Below are 19,023 nucleotides of genomic sequence, written 5' to 3' on the forward strand. Positions count from 1 at the left end.
AAGCCTGTGAGGGGCAGATCATGGACCAGCAGCAATCTATCGCGCCGCGGCCGGTTGAGCCGCGCCAGCTACGTTTCGCCGACGACGGCTCGACGCCAAACAGCGTGTTGCCAGTGTTGCTTTATGCGATGCAGTGGCCGCACGGCACGGACCGAGCGGCGGCCTTTGAGGCGCTGTTCGAGGTGCACGGGTGGCCTGCGTTATGGCGAGATGGGGTGTTTCCCTATCACCACTTCCATCCCAACGCCCACGAGGTGCTTGGCGTAGCGCAGGGTGAAGCGCGGCTGACCCTGGGTGGTACCGCCGGGCAGACCATCAGCGTCAAAGCGGGAGACGTGCTGGTGCTGCCGGCGGGCACCGGCCATCGCTGCATGACCTGCAGTGAGGACTTTGTCGTGGTTGGTGGTTACCCGCGGGGGCAGGAAGACTACGAGGTCGAGCGGCCCAACGCCCGTGGCCACGCGCAGGCGGTAGCGCGGATTGCCAAGGTGGCGTTGCCGAAGCTGGACCCGGTGCTGGGCAAGGAGGGCGGGGTAGTAAAGTTGTGGCGGTGAGGTGTTGCCGGGCGCCAGGCCCGGCAACTGTCAGCCGTTTCAATCGGCGCGGGCGCTGCTCAAGGCGCCTGCACGGGTGACGCGCAGGGCCACCAGGCTGCCGATCACGATCAGCCCGGCCAGCGAGTACAGTGCAGCATCGGTGGAACCAGTCTGATCCTTGATGAAGCCCACCAGATACGGGCTGAGGAAGCCCGCCATCTGCCCGACCGAGTTGATGATCGCCAGGCCAGCCACCGCAGTGGCAGCACTGAGCAAGGCAGTCGGCATCGGCCAGAACATCGGCAAACCAGTGAGGGCGCCCATGGTCGCGATCGACAGACCAAGAATGGCAATCGGCGGATGGCCGGCAAAGTTGACCGCGATCAGCAGGCCGATCGCGCCCATCAGCATCGGCACCACAAGGTGCCAGCGGCGCTCGTTGCGCAGGTCAGCCGAACGGCCTACCAGAATCATGAACACGCCGGCCAACAGGTACGGGATCGCGCTCAACCAGCCAATCAGCAGTGGGTTGTCAAAGCCCATGCTCTTGATGATCGACGGCAGCCAGAAGTTGATCGCGTACACGCCGCTCTGGATGCAGAAGTAGATGAAGCCAAAGGTCCAGATCAGCGGATTGGTCAGCACCGACAGCACGCTGTCACCGCTGGTGACCGGCTTGCGTGCTGCATCGGCGGTAAGGTCGGTTTCGATGATCTGCCGCTCGGCCGGGCTGAGCCACGGCGCTTTCTGGTAACCGTCGCTGAGCAGTTTGATCGCCAGCATGCCCAGCACCACCGTCGGCAGGCCCTGGATCAGGAACATCCACTGCCAGCCGGCCAAACCGTGCTGGCCAGCGGCAAAGTGCTGCAGAATCCAGCCCGAAAATGGTCCGCCAAGCAGCCCCGAGACCGGAATCGCCGACATGAACAGGGCCATGATCCGCCCGCGTCGATCCGCGGGGAACCAGCGCGAGAGGTACAGCACCACGCCCGGGAAGAAGCCGGCTTCGGCGGCGCCGGTGAGCAGGCGCAGAGCGTAGAACTCGGTCGGCGTGGTGACGAACATCAAGCAGGTCGACAGGCTGCCCCAGGCGATCATCATCAAGGCGATCCAGCGCCGTGGCCCGAAGCGGTTCAGCGCCAGGTTGCTGGGCAGGCCGCAGAGCACGTAGCCGATGAAGAAAATCCCGGCGCCGAGGCCATAGACGGTTTCGCTGAACTTCAGTGCATCGAGCATCTGCAGCTTGGCAAAACCAACGTTGACGCGGTCGAGGTAGTTGAACAGGTAGCAGATGAAAATGAATGGAATCAGCCGCAGTGTGATGCGCCGGTACAGCGCATTGCGGGTGCTATCGTGGCCTTGGTCAGGGGCAGAGCTGTGTGCCATGATCGGGATCTCTGTTGTTATGATTGTTACCGCGTCGCCTGTTTCGGCGCTCGCCTGACGAGTCTCGGCGAGCGCAGCGCGGCTGTCTTTGTGCTTATGCACTGGTGTCAGCGCTGGCCGCTGTGCTGCGGCCCAAATCCTATCACTGCAAGGACCGTTGAATGTTCGAACTGGACCATGACCTGGCGCAGGATATCGTCGACCGGGCGATGGCCATCCTGCCGTGCAACGTCAACGTCATGGACAGCCAGGGCCTGATCCTCGGCAGCGGTGAAGCAGAGCGCATCAACACCCGCCATGAAGGTGCCCAGTTGGTATTGGCCAATGGCCGGATCGTCGAGCTCGATAATGACGCGGCCAAGTGCCTCAAGGGCGTGCAGCCCGGCGTCAACCTGCCGCTGATGCTCGATGGCCGCTTGATCGGCGTGCTCGGCCTGACCGGTGATCCGCAGCAATTGCGCACCTACGGCGAGCTGGTGCGGATGACCGCCGAAATGCTCCTGGCCCAGCGTCACCTGCAAGTCGAGCAACAATGGCGACGCCAGCGCTGTGATGACTTGCTGGCATTGTTGCTGGGCAGTAGTGGTGATTCGACGCGTTTGCTCGACGAGGCCCAGCAACTTGGCCTCAAGCCTCAATTGGCACGGGTGCCGTACCTGTTCGAGCTGGAGTCCGGACCGCCCGCAGAAGCCTTGGCCACCTGGCTGATGAGCCGTTACCCGGATGGCTGGTGCGTCAGCCCGGCCCGTCAGTCGCTGTTGTGGTGTCGGCCGGCAGCGGTCGCGCTGGATGAACAGCGTCTGCTCGAACGGTTGCAGCGCCATGGCTGGCACGTCCAGCGCCTGGCCGTGGGCCCGGCAGCGCAAAGCCTTGAGCAATTGCGACGCGGCTACCGGCGGGTGCGTGATTTGCTTGCCTACGGGCGCGAAGTGCTGCCTGCCGAGCGCTTGCTGAACCTGACCCGCTACCGCTTGCCAGCACTGCTGTGGCGTCACCGCAACGACGACGCGCTGGATGAATTGCTCGAGCCCTTGCTGCGCATTCGTAGCAAGGACGCCAGCGGCCAGTTGCTGAATACCTTGCGCGCCTGGTGCGCCCATGATGGCCAGAGCCAGGCCTGTGCCGATGCCTTGGGCATCCACCGCAACAGCCTGCGCTATCGCCTGGAACGTATCGCCGAGCTGGGCGAAGTCGACCCACAGCGGCTGGACGGCATGTTGACCCTGTATCTGGGCTTGCAGCTGTTGCCCGCCGACTGAGCTGAGTGGCAAAGGCGTTTGCCCAAACAACGGCGCCGGGCTTTTGTGCATCTGACCGAGGCCTGCGGATGACGCAACTGTCAGCATCGCTGCAACAGGATCAGGAGAATCCCCATGAAAATTGTCATCGCCCCCGATTCGTTCAAGGACAGCCTCGACGCTGCTGCCGTCGCCCAGGCCATTGCGCGCGGGGTGGCCGAGGTGTGGACGGAGGCCGAACTGGTTGAGTGTCCGATGGCCGATGGCGGCGAAGGCACGCTGCAGGCGATTGTCGCGGCCAGCCACGGTGAGCTGCGCCGGCAAGCGGTGCGCGGGCCGCTGGGGCAGACGGTCGAGGCCCGTTGGGGCTGGCTCGCCGAGAGCCACACGGCAATCATCGAAATGGCCGAAGCCAGCGGCTTGCAGTTGGTCGCCGGCGAGCAGCGCGACGCCTGTCGCAGCAGCACCTGGGGCACCGGCGAATTGATCGGCGCGGCATTGACCGCGGGGGCCCAACGCATCGTCCTGGCGATTGGCGGCAGTGCCACCAACGACGGCGGCAGCGGCATGCTCCGCGCCCTTGGCTTGCGTTTGCTCGACGCCGATGGCCAGGCGCTGGCCGAAGGCGGCCTGGCCTTGGCGCAACTGGCCCGGATCGACGCCAGTGAGCTTGATCCGCGCCTGGCGCAGGTGCAGGTCGAAGTCGCTGCAGACGTCGACAACCCACTGTGTGGTCCGAATGGCGCCTCGGCGATTTTTGGTCCGCAAAAAGGCGCCAGCCCTGAGCAGGTGACAGCGCTGGATCTCGCCCTTGGCCATTTTGCCGACCACTGCGCGCAACTGCTGGGTAATGACCTCAGGGAGTCGCCCGGTAGCGGCGCTGCCGGCGGCATGGGCTTTGCGGCCAAGGCATTCATGGACGCGCGTTTCCGCGCGGGAGTGGAGGTGGTCGCCGAGCTGGCCGGGCTGGATGCACTGGTGCAGGGCGCCGATCTGGTCATCACTGGCGAAGGCCGCTTTGACGCGCAGACCTTGCGCGGCAAAACGCCCATGGGCGTGGCCAGGGTTGCCAAACGTCATGGTGTGCCGGTGGTGGTGCTGGCCGGCACCCTGGGCGAGGGTTACCAGCAACTGTACGCCCATGGCATCGATGCCGCGTTTGCGCTGGCCAGTGGGCCGATGACCTTGGCTCAGGCGTGCAGCGAGGCGCCGGCACTGCTGCAGGCGCGCGCCAGCGATGTTGCCCGGCTGTGGCAGTGCGCCAAGGCTCAGCGCTGAGTTTCAGCTTCATAGGGCACATCGGCAGGCGTCTGGCTGAGTAGCACAGCAATTGCCAACAGCCCGGCGCCAACGCCTGCCAGCGGCAACCACGCCAGGCCGAGCTGACCGATCAAAAGGCCACCGAGCCCGCCGCCGAGCGCTGTGCCGAGGTTGAACGCAGCAATGTTCAACCCCGAGGCCACGCCGCTGGCGTGCGGCGCCACGCTTTTGGCCAGGTTGAGCAGGCGCAACGTGGACAGTGTGACGATGGCGAAGAACACTGCCCCCAGCACCCCGACCAGGCCGAGCACGGCCCATGGCGACTGCCTGAACACATACAGCAGCATCAGTGTGACCACCAGCATGAGCAGGGCCAGCAACAGGCTGCGGTTTATCGCAAAGCGGTCGCCGGCATATCCGCCAACCAGATTGCCAGCAATCGTGCACGCGCCAAACAGCAGCATGCCCGCACTCAACAAGCGTGGCCCGGCCTGGCTCACCTCCAGCAGGTACGGCGACACGTAACTGAAAAAGCTGAACACCGCGACGCTGACCAGCATGGACACCGCGGCAACGGACAACAACGGCCGCAGTAGCACGGCCCGCAGGCCGCTCAGCCCCGCGCCAGGCTGAGCATCCGCCGCACCGGCCTGAACCGGCATCCAACGCAGCAAGCCGATCAAGCTCAAACAACCGAGCAGCGCCAGCGCGACAAATATCACCCGCCACGACCAGAAGCTGCCCAGCAGCGTGCCCAGCGGTACCCCGAGTGCCAACGACACCGTCAAGCCCATCCATACCACCGACAATGCCCGCCCAGCCTGTGCGGGTGCTACCAGCTTGACTGCGACACTGGCCGCTAGCGCCATGAACACGCCGTGGGCGAGGCCAATCCCAAAGCGCACCAGGTGCAAGGTCAACACCTGCTCAACGCTTGCCAGCAGCAGGCTGCCCACCCCCAGCACTGCTACCGTCAGCAGCATCAGCGAGCGGTCACGCCAGCTCGCCAGCGCCGCAGTCAGCAACGGTGCGCCGATGGCGGCACCCAACGCATACGCCGCAATCGCCGCGCCCACCGCAGCGACTGAACTGCTCAGATCGCCCGCCATTGCCGAAACCAGACCGGCGACCACGAACTCAGACAAGCCGAAGGCAAAGGTGCACAGCGAAAACACGTATATGGCTAACGGCATGGCGGCATCCGGCTCAAGTGCTGGGCCAAGGCCAACGCCTGTTCGCCATTCAGGCGTGGATCCACCTTGCTCAGATAGCAGCGGTGCAGATCCGCCGGCTGCAGGTGGCCTGGGCCGCCGAGGCACTCGGTCACGGGTTCAGCGGTCAGTTCCAGGTGCAGCCCGCCGAGGACCGAGCCATGCCAGGCATGCACGGCGAAGGCCGTCTCTATTTCCGCCAGGATGTCATCGAAGGCGCGGGTCTTGGTGCCGCAGGGCAGGGTGCGGGTATTGCCGTGCATGGGGTCGCACAGCCACAACACCCGTGCGCCAGCGTGCTCTACTGCGTCGATCAGCGGCCCGAGGTGCTGTTCCAGCAGCGCCGCCCCCATGCGGTGGATCAGCGTCAGCCGGCCCGGCTGGTTGTGCGGGTTAAGCTGTTCGATCAGCTGCAGCAGTGCGCTGGCCGAGGTTTCGGCGCCGACCTTGACCGCCACCGGGTTGCTCACCCCACGCAGGTATTCGACATGGGCGCCGTCGGGCTGGGCGGTGCGCAGGCCAATCCACGGCAGGTGGGTGGACTGGTTGAACCAGCAGCCATCGTCCTGTTGCCGGGTCAACGCCTGCTCGTATTCCAGCAGCAAGGCTTCGTGGGAGATGAACAGCGCCTGATCGCAAAGGCCATCGCTGTCCATGAAACCCTGCAGGGTGCGGATGTCGCGCAAGGTCGCGGCCGAGTGAGCATAGGCTGCAAGCAAGCGCTGCGGATCTGCCCGCCGCGCTGCTGCGCGGAACTCGGCCTGGTTGACGATATCGCCGCGATACACTGGCAGACTCAGGCCATCACGGGTTTCGATATCACTGGAACGTGGCTTGGCGTATTGCCCGGCCAGGCGGCCGATCTTGATCACTGGCCGCTGTACACCCCGCGTCAGCAGCTGGCTCATCTGCTGCATCAGCTGCAGAAAGCGATTCAGCGCGGCCTGATCGGTCTGGGTGAAGTCTTCGGCGCAATCACCGCCTTGCAAGACAAACGCACGGCCCTGCTGGGCCTGGGCCAGCAAGCCCGTAAGCAGGCTGATCGACTGCCGACTGACCAGCACGGGGGCCTGGCGCAAGCTCGCCAGCGCCTGCTCAAGGGCAGGTTGGTCGTGATACAGCGGTTGCTGCGCAGCGCTGCGGTCGCGCCAGGAATTGAGGCTCCAGGCCAGTGGGCCGTCGAGCACGTTGGCGGCTTGGGTCAGCATGATCGGTGTCGCTCCCTGAGTGTCGTCGTTCGCCCTGCACCTGCTGCAAGGAGCGGCGATAGTGCGCAGCGACGACAGCTCGGGGGAAATACAATAAAGGTCTCAATCTGATATGCGCAGTTGCCCCAGAGCGTACGGGGACGGGGAGCAGGCGGTAGCCCTTGATATGGGCTAAATCGTTGTATTTCCAAGGCTATTAATACTTGCGACCTATCACCGCCGGTTCGCCAAAAGTATTTTACTCAAGGTCTGCACTCGCCAATTCTCGGCGCAACTTATTCGAGAGGGGCGGGGCGATGTTGGTTCACAAGGAAAACGACCATTCAGTCGTAGCGGCAGCCGAGGGCGAGCTTCGCCAGTTCGGCAGAAATATGCCTTGTCAGAATTTTTACACCGGCAAATTGCAGGCCGCCTGGGAACGAGCTCGCAACAGCCGCTATTACGCGGATATCGGCCCGTTCAGCAGCGCAGCCTTCGCCCTGTTGCCGGTCACGCCCAAGGCCAGCCTCAAGGCCACTCCGCTGGATTTTTGCACGGTCGGCCTGAGTGATGCAGCGCGCTATTACGCTACCACCGGCACCACCGGCGAACCGACGCCAACCCCGCGCCTGAAGCAAGACATCATCTGGAATGCCATCAGCGTCGCCAGCCAATGGCGCGCGGTGCTCAGACCAGGCTCCAGGGTCGCCAACCTTATGCCGTCGGATATCGTCCCGGTCGGCGATCTGATTGCCAACGTCTGCGACTACCTGGACGTCTCCCACGTGCGCCTGTACCCGTTTACCACCGGTATCACCGACTGGGAGCGGGTGTGCAAGACCTTCGCCACCTACCAGCCGAGCGTGCTGTTCATTGCCCCTGGCGTGCTGGTCCAGCTGACTCGCTACCTTAAACAGCGGGAGATGCTCGACGGCTTCGCCCTGTCGGTGCAGACGATCATGCTGCTGGGCGAGGTCAACACCCAGCCATTCCGCCAGCGCCTGGCGCGCTGGTGGCAGTGCGAGGTATTCGATGCCAGTTACGGCAGTACCGAGACCGGCACCCTGGCGACAGTTGGCGAAGATCAACAGATGCGTCTGGCCTGCACCACCAACTACTTCGAACTGCTGCTGGAGGACGGCCAACTGGTGCCGCTGGCGCAAGGTCTCAGCGGGCGTCTGGTGGTAACGCCGCTGAACCTGTATGCGCGGCCCTTGCTGCGCCTGGATACCGGTGACAGCGTGACCATCAGCGGCGCCTGCGAGGCCGGCCAGCTCAGCCCGAGCCTGCTGATCAATGGCCGCGACAACGATGCCGTGGTAGTCGGCGGCGTGGCGTTGGATATTCGCGCCGTCGAGGAAGTCGTTTACGGCAACTGCGACGCCACGGGCTACATGATCGAAGTCGACCGCGACAAGGACAGCGCCGCGCTGATCCTGGAGCGCGATGTGCTCTGGGACACTGGTCAGGAGGCGGCGATCGAGGCGCGCTTGCAGGCCCATTCGCAAGCTCACATGCGCCTGCGCTGGAGCCGCATCCTGTTCATCAACAACCTGTCGGTGTTGAGCAAGAGCGGCGCTTCGCAAAAGAGCTGGAAAAAGACCAATCTGCGCTTTGTTGGCGGTGCGCAATGAGCGCGGTGTTGCCGAAATTTCCGCAAGGGCAGGGCCTGGCCAATCATCAGGCTGACCTCTGGTGCACCTACGCTGCGATCCGCAGCCTGGCCTGGGTCGAGCGCCTGGGCAGTGCCGATGTGCCGCAGCTGCAGGCGTATATCCAGTCACGGCGCAACCGTGATGGCGGCTATGCCTGGAGCAAGGGTATGCCGTCCGATGCCTGGGCCACGTTCTATTGCACCGAAACCCTCAAGGATCTGGCGGCGCCAGTCAGCGACACAGACGCCACTGCCGCATGGCTGCACACCTTGTTCGATGGCGACGCCTACGCCATGTGCCCGGGCCAGACGGCAGATGCCTGGGCCACGCATTACACATTGCGCACCTTGCTCGAAGTCTGCCACGGCGAGGTCCAGCAGCGTGAACCGCTGTACCGCTGGCTTGAGGGTCTGCAATGCGCCAATGGTGGCCTGAGCTGGTCGGCTGAGTTTGCCGAGCGCGATGTCGCCGATACCCGCGCCTGCTTTTATGGCGTGATGGCCGCCCGCGCACTGCAACGAGCCGGGCTGCCGGCGCCTGCGTGGGACCGCACGCGTTTGATCGCCTGGTTGCAGGCGCAGCAGCTGGCTGACGGCGGCTTTCGCTTCAGCGAGTCGGCCGAGTCGGCGTGCCTGTGGGCAACCTACCGGGCCACTGCAAGCCTGGCAGAGTTGCACGCACTACCTTTGGACGCACAGCGTTGCAGCGACTGGATCGTTGCCCGGCGCAGCAGCGCAGGCGGTTTTGTCCGCTGGCAGGGATATGACGGCGAGGATGTCTGGGCGGTGTTCTGCGCAGTGGGCTCACTCAAGGCACTCGGGCAGCCAGTCGCCTGGCTGGCCGATGAAGTCGCTGACTATATCGCCAGCCTGGCCACACCGGGTGGCGGCTATACCTACCGCGAAGCGAGCACGGCGGCGGATGTTCTGACCAGCGCCGCCGGGATCCTCGGCGGCAGCCTCGACAGCGGCCAGCGTGATGCAGCGTTGCGCTGGATCGAAGGCTGCCAGATGCCCAACGAGGCCGGGATCATGTACATGCCCGGGCGCGGTGCCGAGGTGCGCTGCACGGCCTGGGGACTGGCAGCCGGGGCGTTTGCCGGACAGCCGCAGGCCCGTCAGGCAATCGGCCAATGGCTGGCCTCGTTGCAAAATCCGGACGGCGGCTTTGGCTTCTGGGAAGGCCGCGGCTCGGATATGGTCTCGACCGCAGCTGCGGTGGCCATCCTGCAGTCGCTGGGAGACAACAGCGGTGTGGCGCTGGATGGCCTGCAGCGGTTTGTCGGCACCTGTCAGCATGAAGACAGCGGGCGGCTGACCTACAGCGCCTATCCGCGGGGCGCGTCATCGCTGCGCGCCGGTTTGCAGGCGCTCAGTTGCCTTGCCTATCTCGGCCACCCCGTGCAGCAGGCTGCGGCAGTGCTGCTGGCGGCGCACAAGGTTCGTCAGGGTGGCTTCGCCAATCACGGTCAACGTATCCCCGACCTGCTCAGCACCTATCAGGCGGTGGCCATGGCGTTGGCATTCGAGCTGCCGGTGGACATCGCTCACCTGCGCTTCTTCCTCGACAAGGTGAGCACCGCGCAAGGCTTTGCCTGGTCGCCGCTGTATCTGGAGGGTAGTGATGCGCTGTCGACCTGCCTGGGCCGTCTGCTGCAGGCATTCGTCGACGGCAGCCGCCGCCATTTGCCCAACCTGCAACTGTCATAAGGACACCAAGCATGCCGACCATTACCGTCGCCTGCGCGCCGCTGCCGCTGATCGAGCGCAAGCGCATTGCACTGGGTTTTACCCGCGTTCTCAAGAGCCTGGGCGCCGACCCCGCGCACTGCATGGTGTTCTTCGCGCCGCTGCCGCTGGACTGCGTGTTCAGCGCCGGCATGCCTTTGCCCAGCCAGGACCGTGACGGCCAGCCCGCGCAGTTTCATGTGCGCATCACACTCTCCAGCGAGCGCGACATGCTCGCGCAGCAGACCCTGGCCGACGGCCTGTATGCGGGGCTGCGCAGCCGCTACAGCACAGCTTTCATCTATCTGCAATTCGACCCGATCGCGCCTGAACAGGTGTTCTACAGCGCGGGCGCGGCATTGATCAACGCAAGCACTCAACAAGGAAGCACCGGCTCGTGAATACCCCCTCCATCGAACTCCAGATCCGCCAGACTCTTGCCCAACTGCTCGGCCCCGAGGTCCTCGGCATCGACAGCCAGGCCAGCTTTCGCGACTTTCTCGGTGAGCGCTTCGACAGCCTGATGGCAGTTGAGGTGATTACTGCCGTCGAGGACCGCTTCAGCATCGAGGTGGACTACCTCAGCGACGATGTGCGCTTCTGGTTCGAGACTCTGGACAAGATGCAGCGCTTCGTTGCGCAGAAGGTCGAAGACCAGCTCACCCTGCAGGCCGCCGAGTGAGCGCCGAGCAGGTGTTCCAAACTTCTGGTTCCAGCGGCGCGCCGCGCCAATGGCTGCGCAGCCGCGCGCAAATGGAGCAAGAGGCGCGGCTGATCTATCAGCGCTGGGCGCCGCAGGTCAGCGAGATCATCAGCTTTGCGCCGGTCAGCCACAGCTACGGGCAGATCCTCGGCGAAACCGGTGCGCGCGTACATGGGGCGGCGCTACAGCTGTGCTCGTTCGAACAACAACAACTGCCAACGCTGGCTGGCCACGGCCAGTGCGTGATCCTGGCCATTGCCAGTACCTGGAAACTGCTGCCAGCGCTGCTCAAGCGCCTGGCTGGCCAGCGCCCGCTGTTGATCGTGCACAGTGCATCGATGTTGCCACCCGGCGCACTGGCTGTGGCCCAGCAGTTTGCCGGTGCGCAGGTGCGTTTCATCGAGGTGCTCGGCTCGACCGAAACCGGCGCGATTGCCGTCCGCGAACTGGATGCCAGTAGCACGCCGGAGCAGCCGTGGACCTTGCTTGACGACGTTCAGCTACTGACGCCCGCTGGCCAGCCCGCGCCCCTGGAAATCGCCAGCCCACGCATTGCCCGTGAGCAGGGCCAGGCCTGCGCAGCGCCAAGCCACCGTTGTGACGACCTGGTGCAGGTCCTCGACCCGCGCCGGGTGCAGTGGTTGGGCCGGGTCAGCAGCCTGATCAAGGTCAATGGCGTTCGCCTCGACCTGGCCCGGCTAGGCGCCGAACTGGGCACGCTGCTGGGCTGCGCAAGCCTGGCCTGTGTGCCGCTACGCGACGGTTTGCGTGGCGAGGCCTACACCATAGTGCTGGGCGATTCGTCAGTCAGCAGCGGGGCTGTGCTGGCTGCGTTTTCTCAGCTCACGCCCGGCACGCCGCGGCCGCTGCATATCCATCACGTCGATCACTTACCGCTGTCTGCCACAGGCAAGCCACAAGCCTGGGCGGCGGCATCAACTGTCAAGGAATACACCGATGTCATACGTTAAAACCGACAATGCTATCGACGCCTACCTGGCCAACTGCGGTCCCGCAGCAGTTGGCCAACAGGTGCCCAATTACCTGGCCCTGACCCTGCGTGAGCGCTATGCGCAACTGCAGGCCAATCCAGCACTGGCCGCCGATTGGGCAGCGCAGTATGAGCAATGGGCGGTGCATGCCGACGGCCACTACCGTTGCCTGGTCAGCACCCGCCCGGCCGAGTCGCCGTGGTTCCGCCTGGGCGTCAAGGACACCGTTGACGTTGCGGGTTTGCCGACCCGACTGGGCCTGCGCAGCTACCGTCACTATCCAGCGCGCAGCGCCGAAGCACTGACCTGGCTGGACCCACGGGTGGCCTTGACCTGCAAGGTGACCACCACCGAACTGAACATCGCCTTTGGTGGCGGTTGCCGCAACCCGCTTTACCCGAGCATCGACCCTTCGGGCTCGAGCACAGGTTCCGCGGTGTCGGTGGCGGCTGGGCTGTGTGATATCTCGCTGGGCACCGATGTGCTCGGCTCGGTCCGCTGGCCTGCGTCGCACTGCGGCATGGTCGGCTTGCGCATGACGCACAAGGCCGGGAATCTGGCCGGCGTATTCCCCCTGTCTCCGCGCATGGACGCCCTTGGCTGGGTCGCCCGCAGCGCCGATGACCTCGACCTGCTGCTACCGATGCTTGGCATCGATGGTCTGCTCGGCGAGCAACTGCCGCTCAAGCAGCAGTACCGGGTCGGTTTCCTCAGCCATGTGCATGAGCCGGGCCTGACCAGCGCGCAGATGCTCGCCATGCTGGCTCAGGCGCGCAGCGCCGTGGTGCAGCTTGAAATGGCCGACAGTGATGTCGACATGCCTGAACTGTGGGCGTGCCGCGGCGACGCCTGGCAACTCTGTGCCCGTGATGCGTGGCTGGCCTCTGCGGCGTGGCAGCAGGTGTTCGACTGCGAGCTGCACTGGTCGACGCAGAGCGCGCTGGCCGTCGGTGCCGGTGTCAGCGAGGAAGAGTACAACGCCATCCAGCAACGTATGGACAGCGTTCGCGCAGGCATCGACAGCTGGTTCGATAACGCCCAGGTGGACTTCGTGGTATTCCCGATGGACCCCAATCGGCCGTTCGACCGGCGTGATCCGCAGCCCGGCGACTCGACCATCCCATCACCTGCTGACACCGACTACTCACAGAAGATCAGCTTCACCCCGCTGGCCAGCTTTAGCGGCCTGCCGGCTATCACCGTGCCGATCTGCCTGAGCCCGGATGGCAAAGCAGCGCTGTCGGTGCAGATCATGGGCCGACGCGACAGCGAGCGGCAGTTGCTGGACATCGCCAAGCGCCTACAAGCGCTGGTCGGGCGGGTGCCGGCCGCTGAGGCTGGTCAATAAGGAGCGGCAACCATGTGTGGAATTACAGGCTGGGTCGACTTCAGTCGCGACCTGGAGCAACACGCGCCGCTGCTGGCGGCCATGACCGACACCCTGGCCCTGCGCGGCCCGGACGCCAGCGGCAGCTGGCGCCACCGGCATGCCTTGCTCGGCCACCGGCGGTTGGCGATCATCGACCTTGCTGGCGGCGTACAACCGATGACTTACCGCTTCGGCAATGGCCAGCAAGTGGCGCTGGTGTATACCGGCGAGGTCTACAACCACAACGAATTGCGCGAGCGGCTGCGTCTGGCCGGGCATCAGTTCCAGACCCGCAGCGACACCGAAGTGGTGCTGCATGCGTACCTGGAATGGGGCGAGCATTGCAGCGAGCAGCTGTCGGGAATGTTCGCCTTTGCCGTGTTCGACGAGCGGGACGGGCACTTCCTGCTGGTACGCGATCGCCTCGGGGTCAAGCCGCTGTACTACGCCGAACATGGCCAGGGCCTGCTGTTCGGCTCGGAGATCAAGGCGATTCTGGCCCATCCGGATTTCAGCAAACAGCTCGACGTGGTGGGGCTGGTCGATGCCCTGAGCTTGTCGCGGGGCACCTCGCGCACGGCGCTGCGCGGCATTCGCGAGCTGCCACCGGGGCATCGGCTATCGTGGCGGCCGAACGGCCAGGTCAAGCTCAAGCGCTATTGGCAGTTACAACGACGTGAGCATCAGGACGACCTGCAAAGCACCATTGAGCGCACCCGCGAACTGTTGGGTAAAGCGCTGGGCGAGCAGCTGTATGCCGACGTACCGGTATGCTCGTTGCTGTCCGGCGGGCTTGACTCGACCATTCTCACAGCGATGGCCCAGCGCAAGTTGCAGGCCGAACAGGGCGGTACGGTCAATTCGTTCTCGGTGGATTTTGTCGGCCAGGCCGAGCAGTTCCAGGCCGATGCCTTCCGCCCGGAGCGCGACGAGCCGTATGCCTTGGCCGCCGCCGCGCATATCGGCAGCCAGCACCAGACCATCCTTATCGATAACCGCGAGCTGGTTGCCGATCAGGCCAGGCAGGCGGTGTACCTGGCCAATGATTCAGCGGCGACCTTTGGCGATGTCGATACCTCTCTGTATCTGCTGTTCAAAGCCATCCGTGGCCACTCGACGGTGGCGATCTCAGGCGAGGCCGCGGACGAGGTGTTTGGCGGTTATGCCTGGTGTCGCGATCCGCAGGCCATCGCTGCGGCGCGGATGCCGTGGCTGTCACGGATGCAACTGCTGCAGGCAGAACTGATCAACCCGGACTTCAACCGCCACTGCGATTTTGCCGGCTATCAGGACAGCGCCTATCGCCAGGCACTGGATCAAGTGCAGCATCTGCCGGGCGACGACGCTGTCGAGCGGCGCATGCGCGAGATCAGCCACCTGCACCTGCACCACTGGCTGCCGATCCTGCTCGACCGCAAGGACCGCCTGAGCATGGCCGCCAGCCTTGAGGTGCGTGTGCCGTATACCGATCATGAGCTGGTCGAGTACGTGCACAACGTGCCGTGGTCGATAAAAGGTAGAGGAGGCGAGGAAAAGTGGCTGCTCAAACAGGCGACGGCTGATCTACTGCCACCGGCAGTGCTGGCGCGCAAGAAAAGCCCTTATCCGACCTCGGCAAACCTCGCCTACGAGCGCTTCCTGCGCGAGCGCACCCGGCAGCTGCTGGCAACGGCTGACAGTCCGGCGTTCGCGGTCATCGATCGAGCTCAGCTAATCACGCAACTGGATCACGCCGAGGGCTATTTCAACTCGCAGCTGCGCCGTAACAACCTGGAAACAGCACTGGCACTGGATGCCTGGCTGCGCCATAACCAGCTATCGGTGTAGATCGCGCTTGAGGATGCTCTCCTGGGCCGCGAGGTCGAGGAGGGTGTCGCTGAAACACTTCGGTGCGCCAAGGTCCAGCATCGAGATGAAACTGCCCAGCGCCGGCGAAGCGTTCTGGTTGTTCCAGTTCATGTACAGGCCCATGCTGGCGTTGGGCTGATCACCAACAGGCTTGATCGGGCGGAACAGGACCCGATCGCGCAGCGTCGAGTTGGCGATCGATTCCGGCACCAGGGCTACACCGAAGCCACAGGCGACCAAACCGATCAAGGTGTGAATCTGCGACGCTTCCTGCACCACCTTGGGATAGAAGCCTGCCGACTCGCACAGCGCCATCAGCTGGCTGTAGTAGCCATTACCCAATGCCTGCGGAGTGAACACGAAGTCTTCTTCGGCGAATTCGCGCAGGTCGACGTTGGCGTGGCGGGCCTTTTCGTGATGGGCCGGCAAGGCCATCACGATCTGTTCATTGAGAATCAGGCGTGATTCGATGATATCCGGCGGCAGTGGCAGCTTGCGCATGAAGGCGATGTCGGCTTCGCCGGCCAACAAGGCGGCGGCCTGGGCCGCCGACGGCATTTCACGGATGGTCAGGCGCACGTTCGGGTAGCTTTCGCGAAAGCGCCGCAGCGAGTTCAGCAGCGACTCGTAGTAGGCAATCGAAATGGCCGTGATGGTCAGCTTGCCGCACACGCCCTCGGAGACATTGCGGGCGTACTCGATGCCTTGCTCGAGTTCCTTGAGGGTGCGATAAGCGGTTTCCAGAAATGCCATGCCAGCGGCGGTCAGCTTGACCCCGCGCTTGTTGCGCAGAAACAGGCTGAAGCCGAGTTTGTCCTCGAGGCGGTTGATCGCTTGGCTCAAAGGCGGCTGCGCCATGTGCAGACGAATAGCTGCCTTGTGAAAGTGCAACTCCTCGGCCACGGCGATGAACTGCCTGAGCAAACGGGTCTCGATCATTCTACTTTCCTTCATCGAGGCGAACTGGTGCAGGGGCGTGTGCTCACAGGACTTCTGCAGGCGCGCCATCATAATGTGTGCTTGGGCGGCGCAGAAGCCTGCTCGCCCGGGCTGTTGCTATCTATATGAGTAACCCGGTGGGGCTCGGTCATCCGCTTGCGGGGTTTCGGTGATATCTATTAGATATCAAGTTTGCATGCTTTTAGTATTAAGTCATTGATTTTTTTATTGTTATTGTCTGTGAATGAGAATCGGGGGGATTCGTCGATGCCATTCACAAATAAAGTCGCGATTATTACCGGTGCAGGCCAGGGGCTTGGCCTGGATTACGCCAAGGCACTGCTGGCTCAGGGCGCACGGGTAGTGATCAGTGACCTGGGCACCGATCGCGCTGGCGAAGGCGAAGATCAGGCACTGGTAACTGAAGCGTTGCAGGCTCTCAAGGCCCAGGGTGGCGAGGTGGTTGCCCACATTGGTCGGCTGGACGATGAGGCGGGTTGCCAGCAATTGATCGAGCTTGCCATCGAGCAGTTCGGCCAGCTCGACATCCTCATTCACAATGCCGGCTGGGTCGGCTATCAGGACATCGAAGACCAGCAGGAGGCATTTCTCGAACGCGCTCTGGGCATCAGCGTGCATGCGCCGGTGTGGTTGGCCAAGCATGCCTGGAAGCACCTCAAGCGCTCGGCGGCGCCGCGAGTCGTACTGACCACCTCTGACCGCGCCATGTACCAGCGCTATGCCCAGCCAGGGCTGGTAGCTTATGCCGCAGGCAAGATGGCCCAGGTCGGGATCATGAATGCACTGAGCATGGAAGGCCTGGCCCACGGCATCCTGGTCAATGCGATTTCGCCTGTGGCCAAGACCCGCATGTGGGGGGTGAGCCAGCCCAGTGAGGACCTCAAGCCTGAATGGGTGACCCCAGGCCTGCTCTACCTGGCCAGTGAACTGTGCCGCGACACCGGCTACATCCTGCGCGCCAGCAACGGCCAGTTCACCGCTACACGTTTCTGCGAGAACAGCGGCGTCAGCTATCCTCGCGATCTGGCCCGGGTAGAAGCCGCCAGCCTCAGCGAAGTCGCCGAGCGCTGGAGTAGCATCAAGGAATGCCATTACGCGCCAGTCAAAGTCGCCCGTACCCGTGCCGATCTTGGTGAAAGCCCGGTCTGGGATGCGCACAGCGGCGTCCTCTATTTCGTCGATATTTCCGGCGGACGCATCAACCGCCTGACGCCGCAGGGCGATGTCGAACGGGTTTACGAATCCGCTGCGAAAATTGGCGCTCTGGCCCTGACCGACCAAGGCAATCTGATCTTCACCGAGGATGCCAGTGCTGCGCTGCTGGACCTTGGCGAAGGCAAGGTGCGTCAGTATTCGGCGCCCGTGCATCACCGCTCCAGTTACCGCTTCAACGACGGCGCCTGTGATCCACAGGGCCACTTTGTCACCGGCCTGATGGATGAAGGCCCCAGCGGCAAGACCGGCGCACTGTACCGCTTCGATCACGAAATGCATGCCGAAGTGATCCATCGCGAGATGTCCTTGCCCAACGGTTTGGCGTGGTCGCAAGACGGCCAGACGCTATTCTTCGTCGATTCGGTGGCGCGCTCGATCTACCGTGCTGATTATCTCGCCGGTGGCGTGCTGGGCGAGATCAGCCTGTTTGCCGAAACCCCGGCCGAGCTGGGTCGCCCGGATGGCATTGCGCTAGATAAGGAAGGCGGCATCTGGGTGTGCCAGTTCAACGGCAGTTGCCTGCTGCGCTACGACCGCCACGGTCACCTCAGCGACCAGGTGGTAATGCCGGTGCCGCGGCCGACCAGCTGCTGCTTTGGCGGCCCGGAGCTGGACACGCTGTACATCACCACCGCCCGCTTTGGCATGACCCCGGCGCAGCTGCTCGACTATCCGGATGCAGGTGACCTGTACATGATCCGCCCGGAAGTGGCGGGGATTGCCCGCCACCCGTTCAAGGAATGAGCAAGCGCTCCTGCGCCGCGGGCAACACCGCCAGATCGCCAAAGCGCTGCGCTGCATCGATGTAGCGCAGCGCGGATTTGGCGTCCTTCCAGCCGATATAGCTCATCAACGACTTCAACTCCCAGCCATTGGCTGTGGCCCAGGTGGCGAAACCGCGTCGCAGTGAGTGGCCGCTATACAGTGAGGCGGGCACCCCGGCGCGTTCGAGCATGCCACGCAGCACGGCAATCAGGCTGTTGCTGTTGAGTGGCGCCTGGCCCAGGTTGCCCCAGCGATCGAGCTTGCGAAACACCGGGCCATGGGCAATGCCCGCCACTTCCAGCCATTGCAGGTAAGCCGTCACCGGGCACAACGCTTTCAGCGCCGGGGTGCGGTGCTGTACGCCAAGTGCCTCGCGGTCGCCTTTGCTGCGCGGCAGGTACAGGGTAAGGCCGACACCGGCCTGGGCCTGAATATGCTCGACGCGCAGGCGTGCCAGCTCATCGCCGCGCAAGCCACGCCAAAAACCGAGCAGTAGCAAGGCCGCATCCCGGCGCGCACGTAACAAGCCGGGCATGTCATTTCGTTCACGCGCCAGCTGCGCTTCTTGTTCAAAGCGTGCGACGGCGGTCTGCAGATGTTGCAGCAACAGCGGCGCGGCCTGTTTGGCCGGCGCCGGGTGCAAGGAGCGTATGCCGCGCAGGACCTGCCGCACCAAGGGTGCCTTGGTCGGATCGGGAAAGCCCTGGCTGATATGCCATTGGCTCAGGGCCGCCAGGCGTTGGCGCAGCGTACTGACCGCGTGCTGTTCAGCGTGCTCGACCAGGTAGCGGGCGATACTGTCGGCGGTGGCCGGCAGAAAACCGCCCCAACGCACCTCGAAATGCTCGACGGCGGCCTGGTAACTGCGCCGGGTATTGTCACGCGTGGCGGCGCGGACGTAGCGCTCGATGTCGGTCATGGGGGGCAGGATTGTGGTGAACTGAAGCCCACACAATAAACCAGCCGCAGGC

Annotated in this window: 16 protein-coding genes and 1 pseudogene; 12 read left to right on the forward strand and 5 right to left on the reverse strand. The window is 64.0% G+C overall.

Annotated elements, in window-relative coordinates; all coding sequences use genetic code 11:
- Positions 1–20: 20 nt before the first annotated feature.
- Entirely contained in the window at positions 21–554 is a 534-nt protein-coding gene (locus ACIOAU_RS04575; RefSeq protein ID WP_181106235.1) for a cupin domain-containing protein, read from the forward strand.
- 39 nt (positions 555–593) lie between these two features.
- Here ACIOAU_RS04575 and ACIOAU_RS04580 read toward each other — a convergent pair whose 3' ends face one another.
- A complete protein-coding gene (locus tag ACIOAU_RS04580; RefSeq protein ID WP_401180291.1) occupies positions 594–1,922 on the reverse strand; it encodes an MFS transporter in 1,329 nt (442 codons plus the stop codon).
- A 161-nt stretch (positions 1,923–2,083) separates the two neighbouring features.
- Between ACIOAU_RS04580 and ACIOAU_RS04585 the strand changes: the two genes are divergently transcribed.
- On the forward strand, positions 2,084–3,181 hold the full coding sequence (locus ACIOAU_RS04585; protein WP_401180294.1) for a sugar diacid recognition domain-containing protein: 1,098 nt from the start codon (positions 2,084–2,086) through the stop codon (positions 3,179–3,181).
- A 114-nt stretch (positions 3,182–3,295) separates the two neighbouring features.
- A complete protein-coding gene (locus ACIOAU_RS04590; RefSeq protein ID WP_401180296.1) occupies positions 3,296–4,438 on the forward strand; it encodes a glycerate kinase in 1,143 nt (380 codons plus the stop codon).
- Here the strand turns inward: ACIOAU_RS04590 and ACIOAU_RS04595 are convergent.
- Positions 4,429–5,613 carry an MFS transporter gene (locus ACIOAU_RS04595; protein ID WP_150569235.1) on the reverse strand — a complete coding sequence of 395 codons (1,185 nt, stop codon included), beginning with the start codon at positions 5,611–5,613 and terminating at the stop codon, positions 4,429–4,431. The two genes, ACIOAU_RS04590 and ACIOAU_RS04595, sit on opposite strands and share 10 nt — an antisense overlap.
- Positions 5,604–6,839, reverse strand: a complete 1,236-nt coding sequence (locus tag ACIOAU_RS04600) for a 3-deoxy-7-phosphoheptulonate synthase (RefSeq protein WP_401180299.1) — start codon at positions 6,837–6,839, stop codon at positions 5,604–5,606. Before ACIOAU_RS04600 ends, ACIOAU_RS04595 begins: the two co-directional genes overlap by 10 nt.
- Positions 6,840–7,210: 371 nt before the next feature.
- Between ACIOAU_RS04600 and ACIOAU_RS04605 the strand changes: the two genes are divergently transcribed.
- The 7 genes from ACIOAU_RS04605 to asnB are packed head-to-tail and all read left to right on the forward strand — an operon-like array spanning position 7,211 to position 15,091.
- Positions 7,211–8,452: a phenylacetate--CoA ligase family protein gene (locus tag ACIOAU_RS04605; RefSeq protein WP_259407037.1), complete on the forward strand. Its 1,242-nt coding sequence runs from the start codon at positions 7,211–7,213 to the stop codon at positions 8,450–8,452.
- Positions 8,449–10,182, forward strand: a complete 1,734-nt coding sequence (locus ACIOAU_RS04610; RefSeq protein ID WP_401180300.1) for a prenyltransferase/squalene oxidase repeat-containing protein — start codon at positions 8,449–8,451, stop codon at positions 10,180–10,182. Before ACIOAU_RS04605 ends, ACIOAU_RS04610 begins: the two co-directional genes overlap by 4 nt.
- Positions 10,183–10,193: 11 nt before the next feature.
- On the forward strand, positions 10,194–10,601 hold the full coding sequence (locus ACIOAU_RS04615; protein ID WP_150569239.1) for a hypothetical protein: 408 nt from the start codon (positions 10,194–10,196) through the stop codon (positions 10,599–10,601).
- Complete coding sequence (locus ACIOAU_RS04620) at positions 10,598–10,882, forward strand: acyl carrier protein (RefSeq protein WP_103437340.1); 285 nt, start codon at positions 10,598–10,600, stop codon at positions 10,880–10,882. Before ACIOAU_RS04615 ends, ACIOAU_RS04620 begins: the two co-directional genes overlap by 4 nt.
- Positions 10,883–10,893: 11 nt before the next feature.
- Positions 10,894–11,874 carry an AMP-binding protein gene (locus ACIOAU_RS04625; RefSeq protein ID WP_401180303.1) on the forward strand — a complete coding sequence of 327 codons (981 nt, stop codon included), beginning with the start codon at positions 10,894–10,896 and terminating at the stop codon, positions 11,872–11,874.
- Positions 11,861–13,243, forward strand: coding sequence for an amidase family protein (locus ACIOAU_RS04630; protein ID WP_401180306.1), 1,383 nt, complete (start codon positions 11,861–11,863; stop codon positions 13,241–13,243). The genes ACIOAU_RS04625 and ACIOAU_RS04630 overlap by 14 nt, the downstream gene beginning before the upstream one ends.
- A 12-nt stretch (positions 13,244–13,255) precedes the next feature.
- Positions 13,256–15,091, forward strand: a complete 1,836-nt coding sequence (gene asnB, locus ACIOAU_RS04635; RefSeq protein ID WP_401180309.1) for an asparagine synthase (glutamine-hydrolyzing) — start codon at positions 13,256–13,258, stop codon at positions 15,089–15,091.
- Here asnB and ACIOAU_RS04640 read toward each other — a convergent pair.
- Positions 15,080–16,051: a LysR substrate-binding domain-containing protein gene (locus ACIOAU_RS04640; RefSeq protein ID WP_101319480.1), complete on the reverse strand. Its 972-nt coding sequence runs from the start codon at positions 16,049–16,051 to the stop codon at positions 15,080–15,082. The two genes, asnB and ACIOAU_RS04640, sit on opposite strands and share 12 nt — an antisense overlap.
- A gap of 267 nt (positions 16,052–16,318) precedes the next feature.
- Here ACIOAU_RS04640 and ACIOAU_RS04645 point away from each other — a divergent pair.
- Both ACIOAU_RS04645 and ACIOAU_RS04650 read left to right on the forward strand, forming a co-directional pair.
- A pseudogene (locus ACIOAU_RS04645) lies at positions 16,319–16,921 on the forward strand (SDR family NAD(P)-dependent oxidoreductase); the annotation flags it as partial.
- A gap of 57 nt (positions 16,922–16,978) precedes the next feature.
- The gene (locus ACIOAU_RS04650; RefSeq protein ID WP_256585772.1) at positions 16,979–18,031 is read left to right on the forward strand and encodes an SMP-30/gluconolactonase/LRE family protein; all 1,053 of its coding nucleotides are present in this window, start codon (positions 16,979–16,981) and stop codon (positions 18,029–18,031) included.
- On the opposite strand, the gene ACIOAU_RS04655 is transcribed toward ACIOAU_RS04650, so the two are convergent.
- Positions 18,021–18,971 (reverse strand): site-specific integrase, encoded by a 951-nt coding sequence (locus tag ACIOAU_RS04655; RefSeq protein ID WP_401180313.1) that lies wholly within the window; start codon positions 18,969–18,971, stop codon positions 18,021–18,023. The two genes, ACIOAU_RS04650 and ACIOAU_RS04655, sit on opposite strands and share 11 nt — an antisense overlap.
- Positions 18,972–19,023 lie beyond the last annotated feature (52 nt).

This window comes from Pseudomonas sp. NPDC088322, from assembly GCF_044740745.1.
Classification (GTDB): domain Bacteria; phylum Pseudomonadota; class Gammaproteobacteria; order Pseudomonadales; family Pseudomonadaceae; genus Aquipseudomonas; species Aquipseudomonas shirazensis.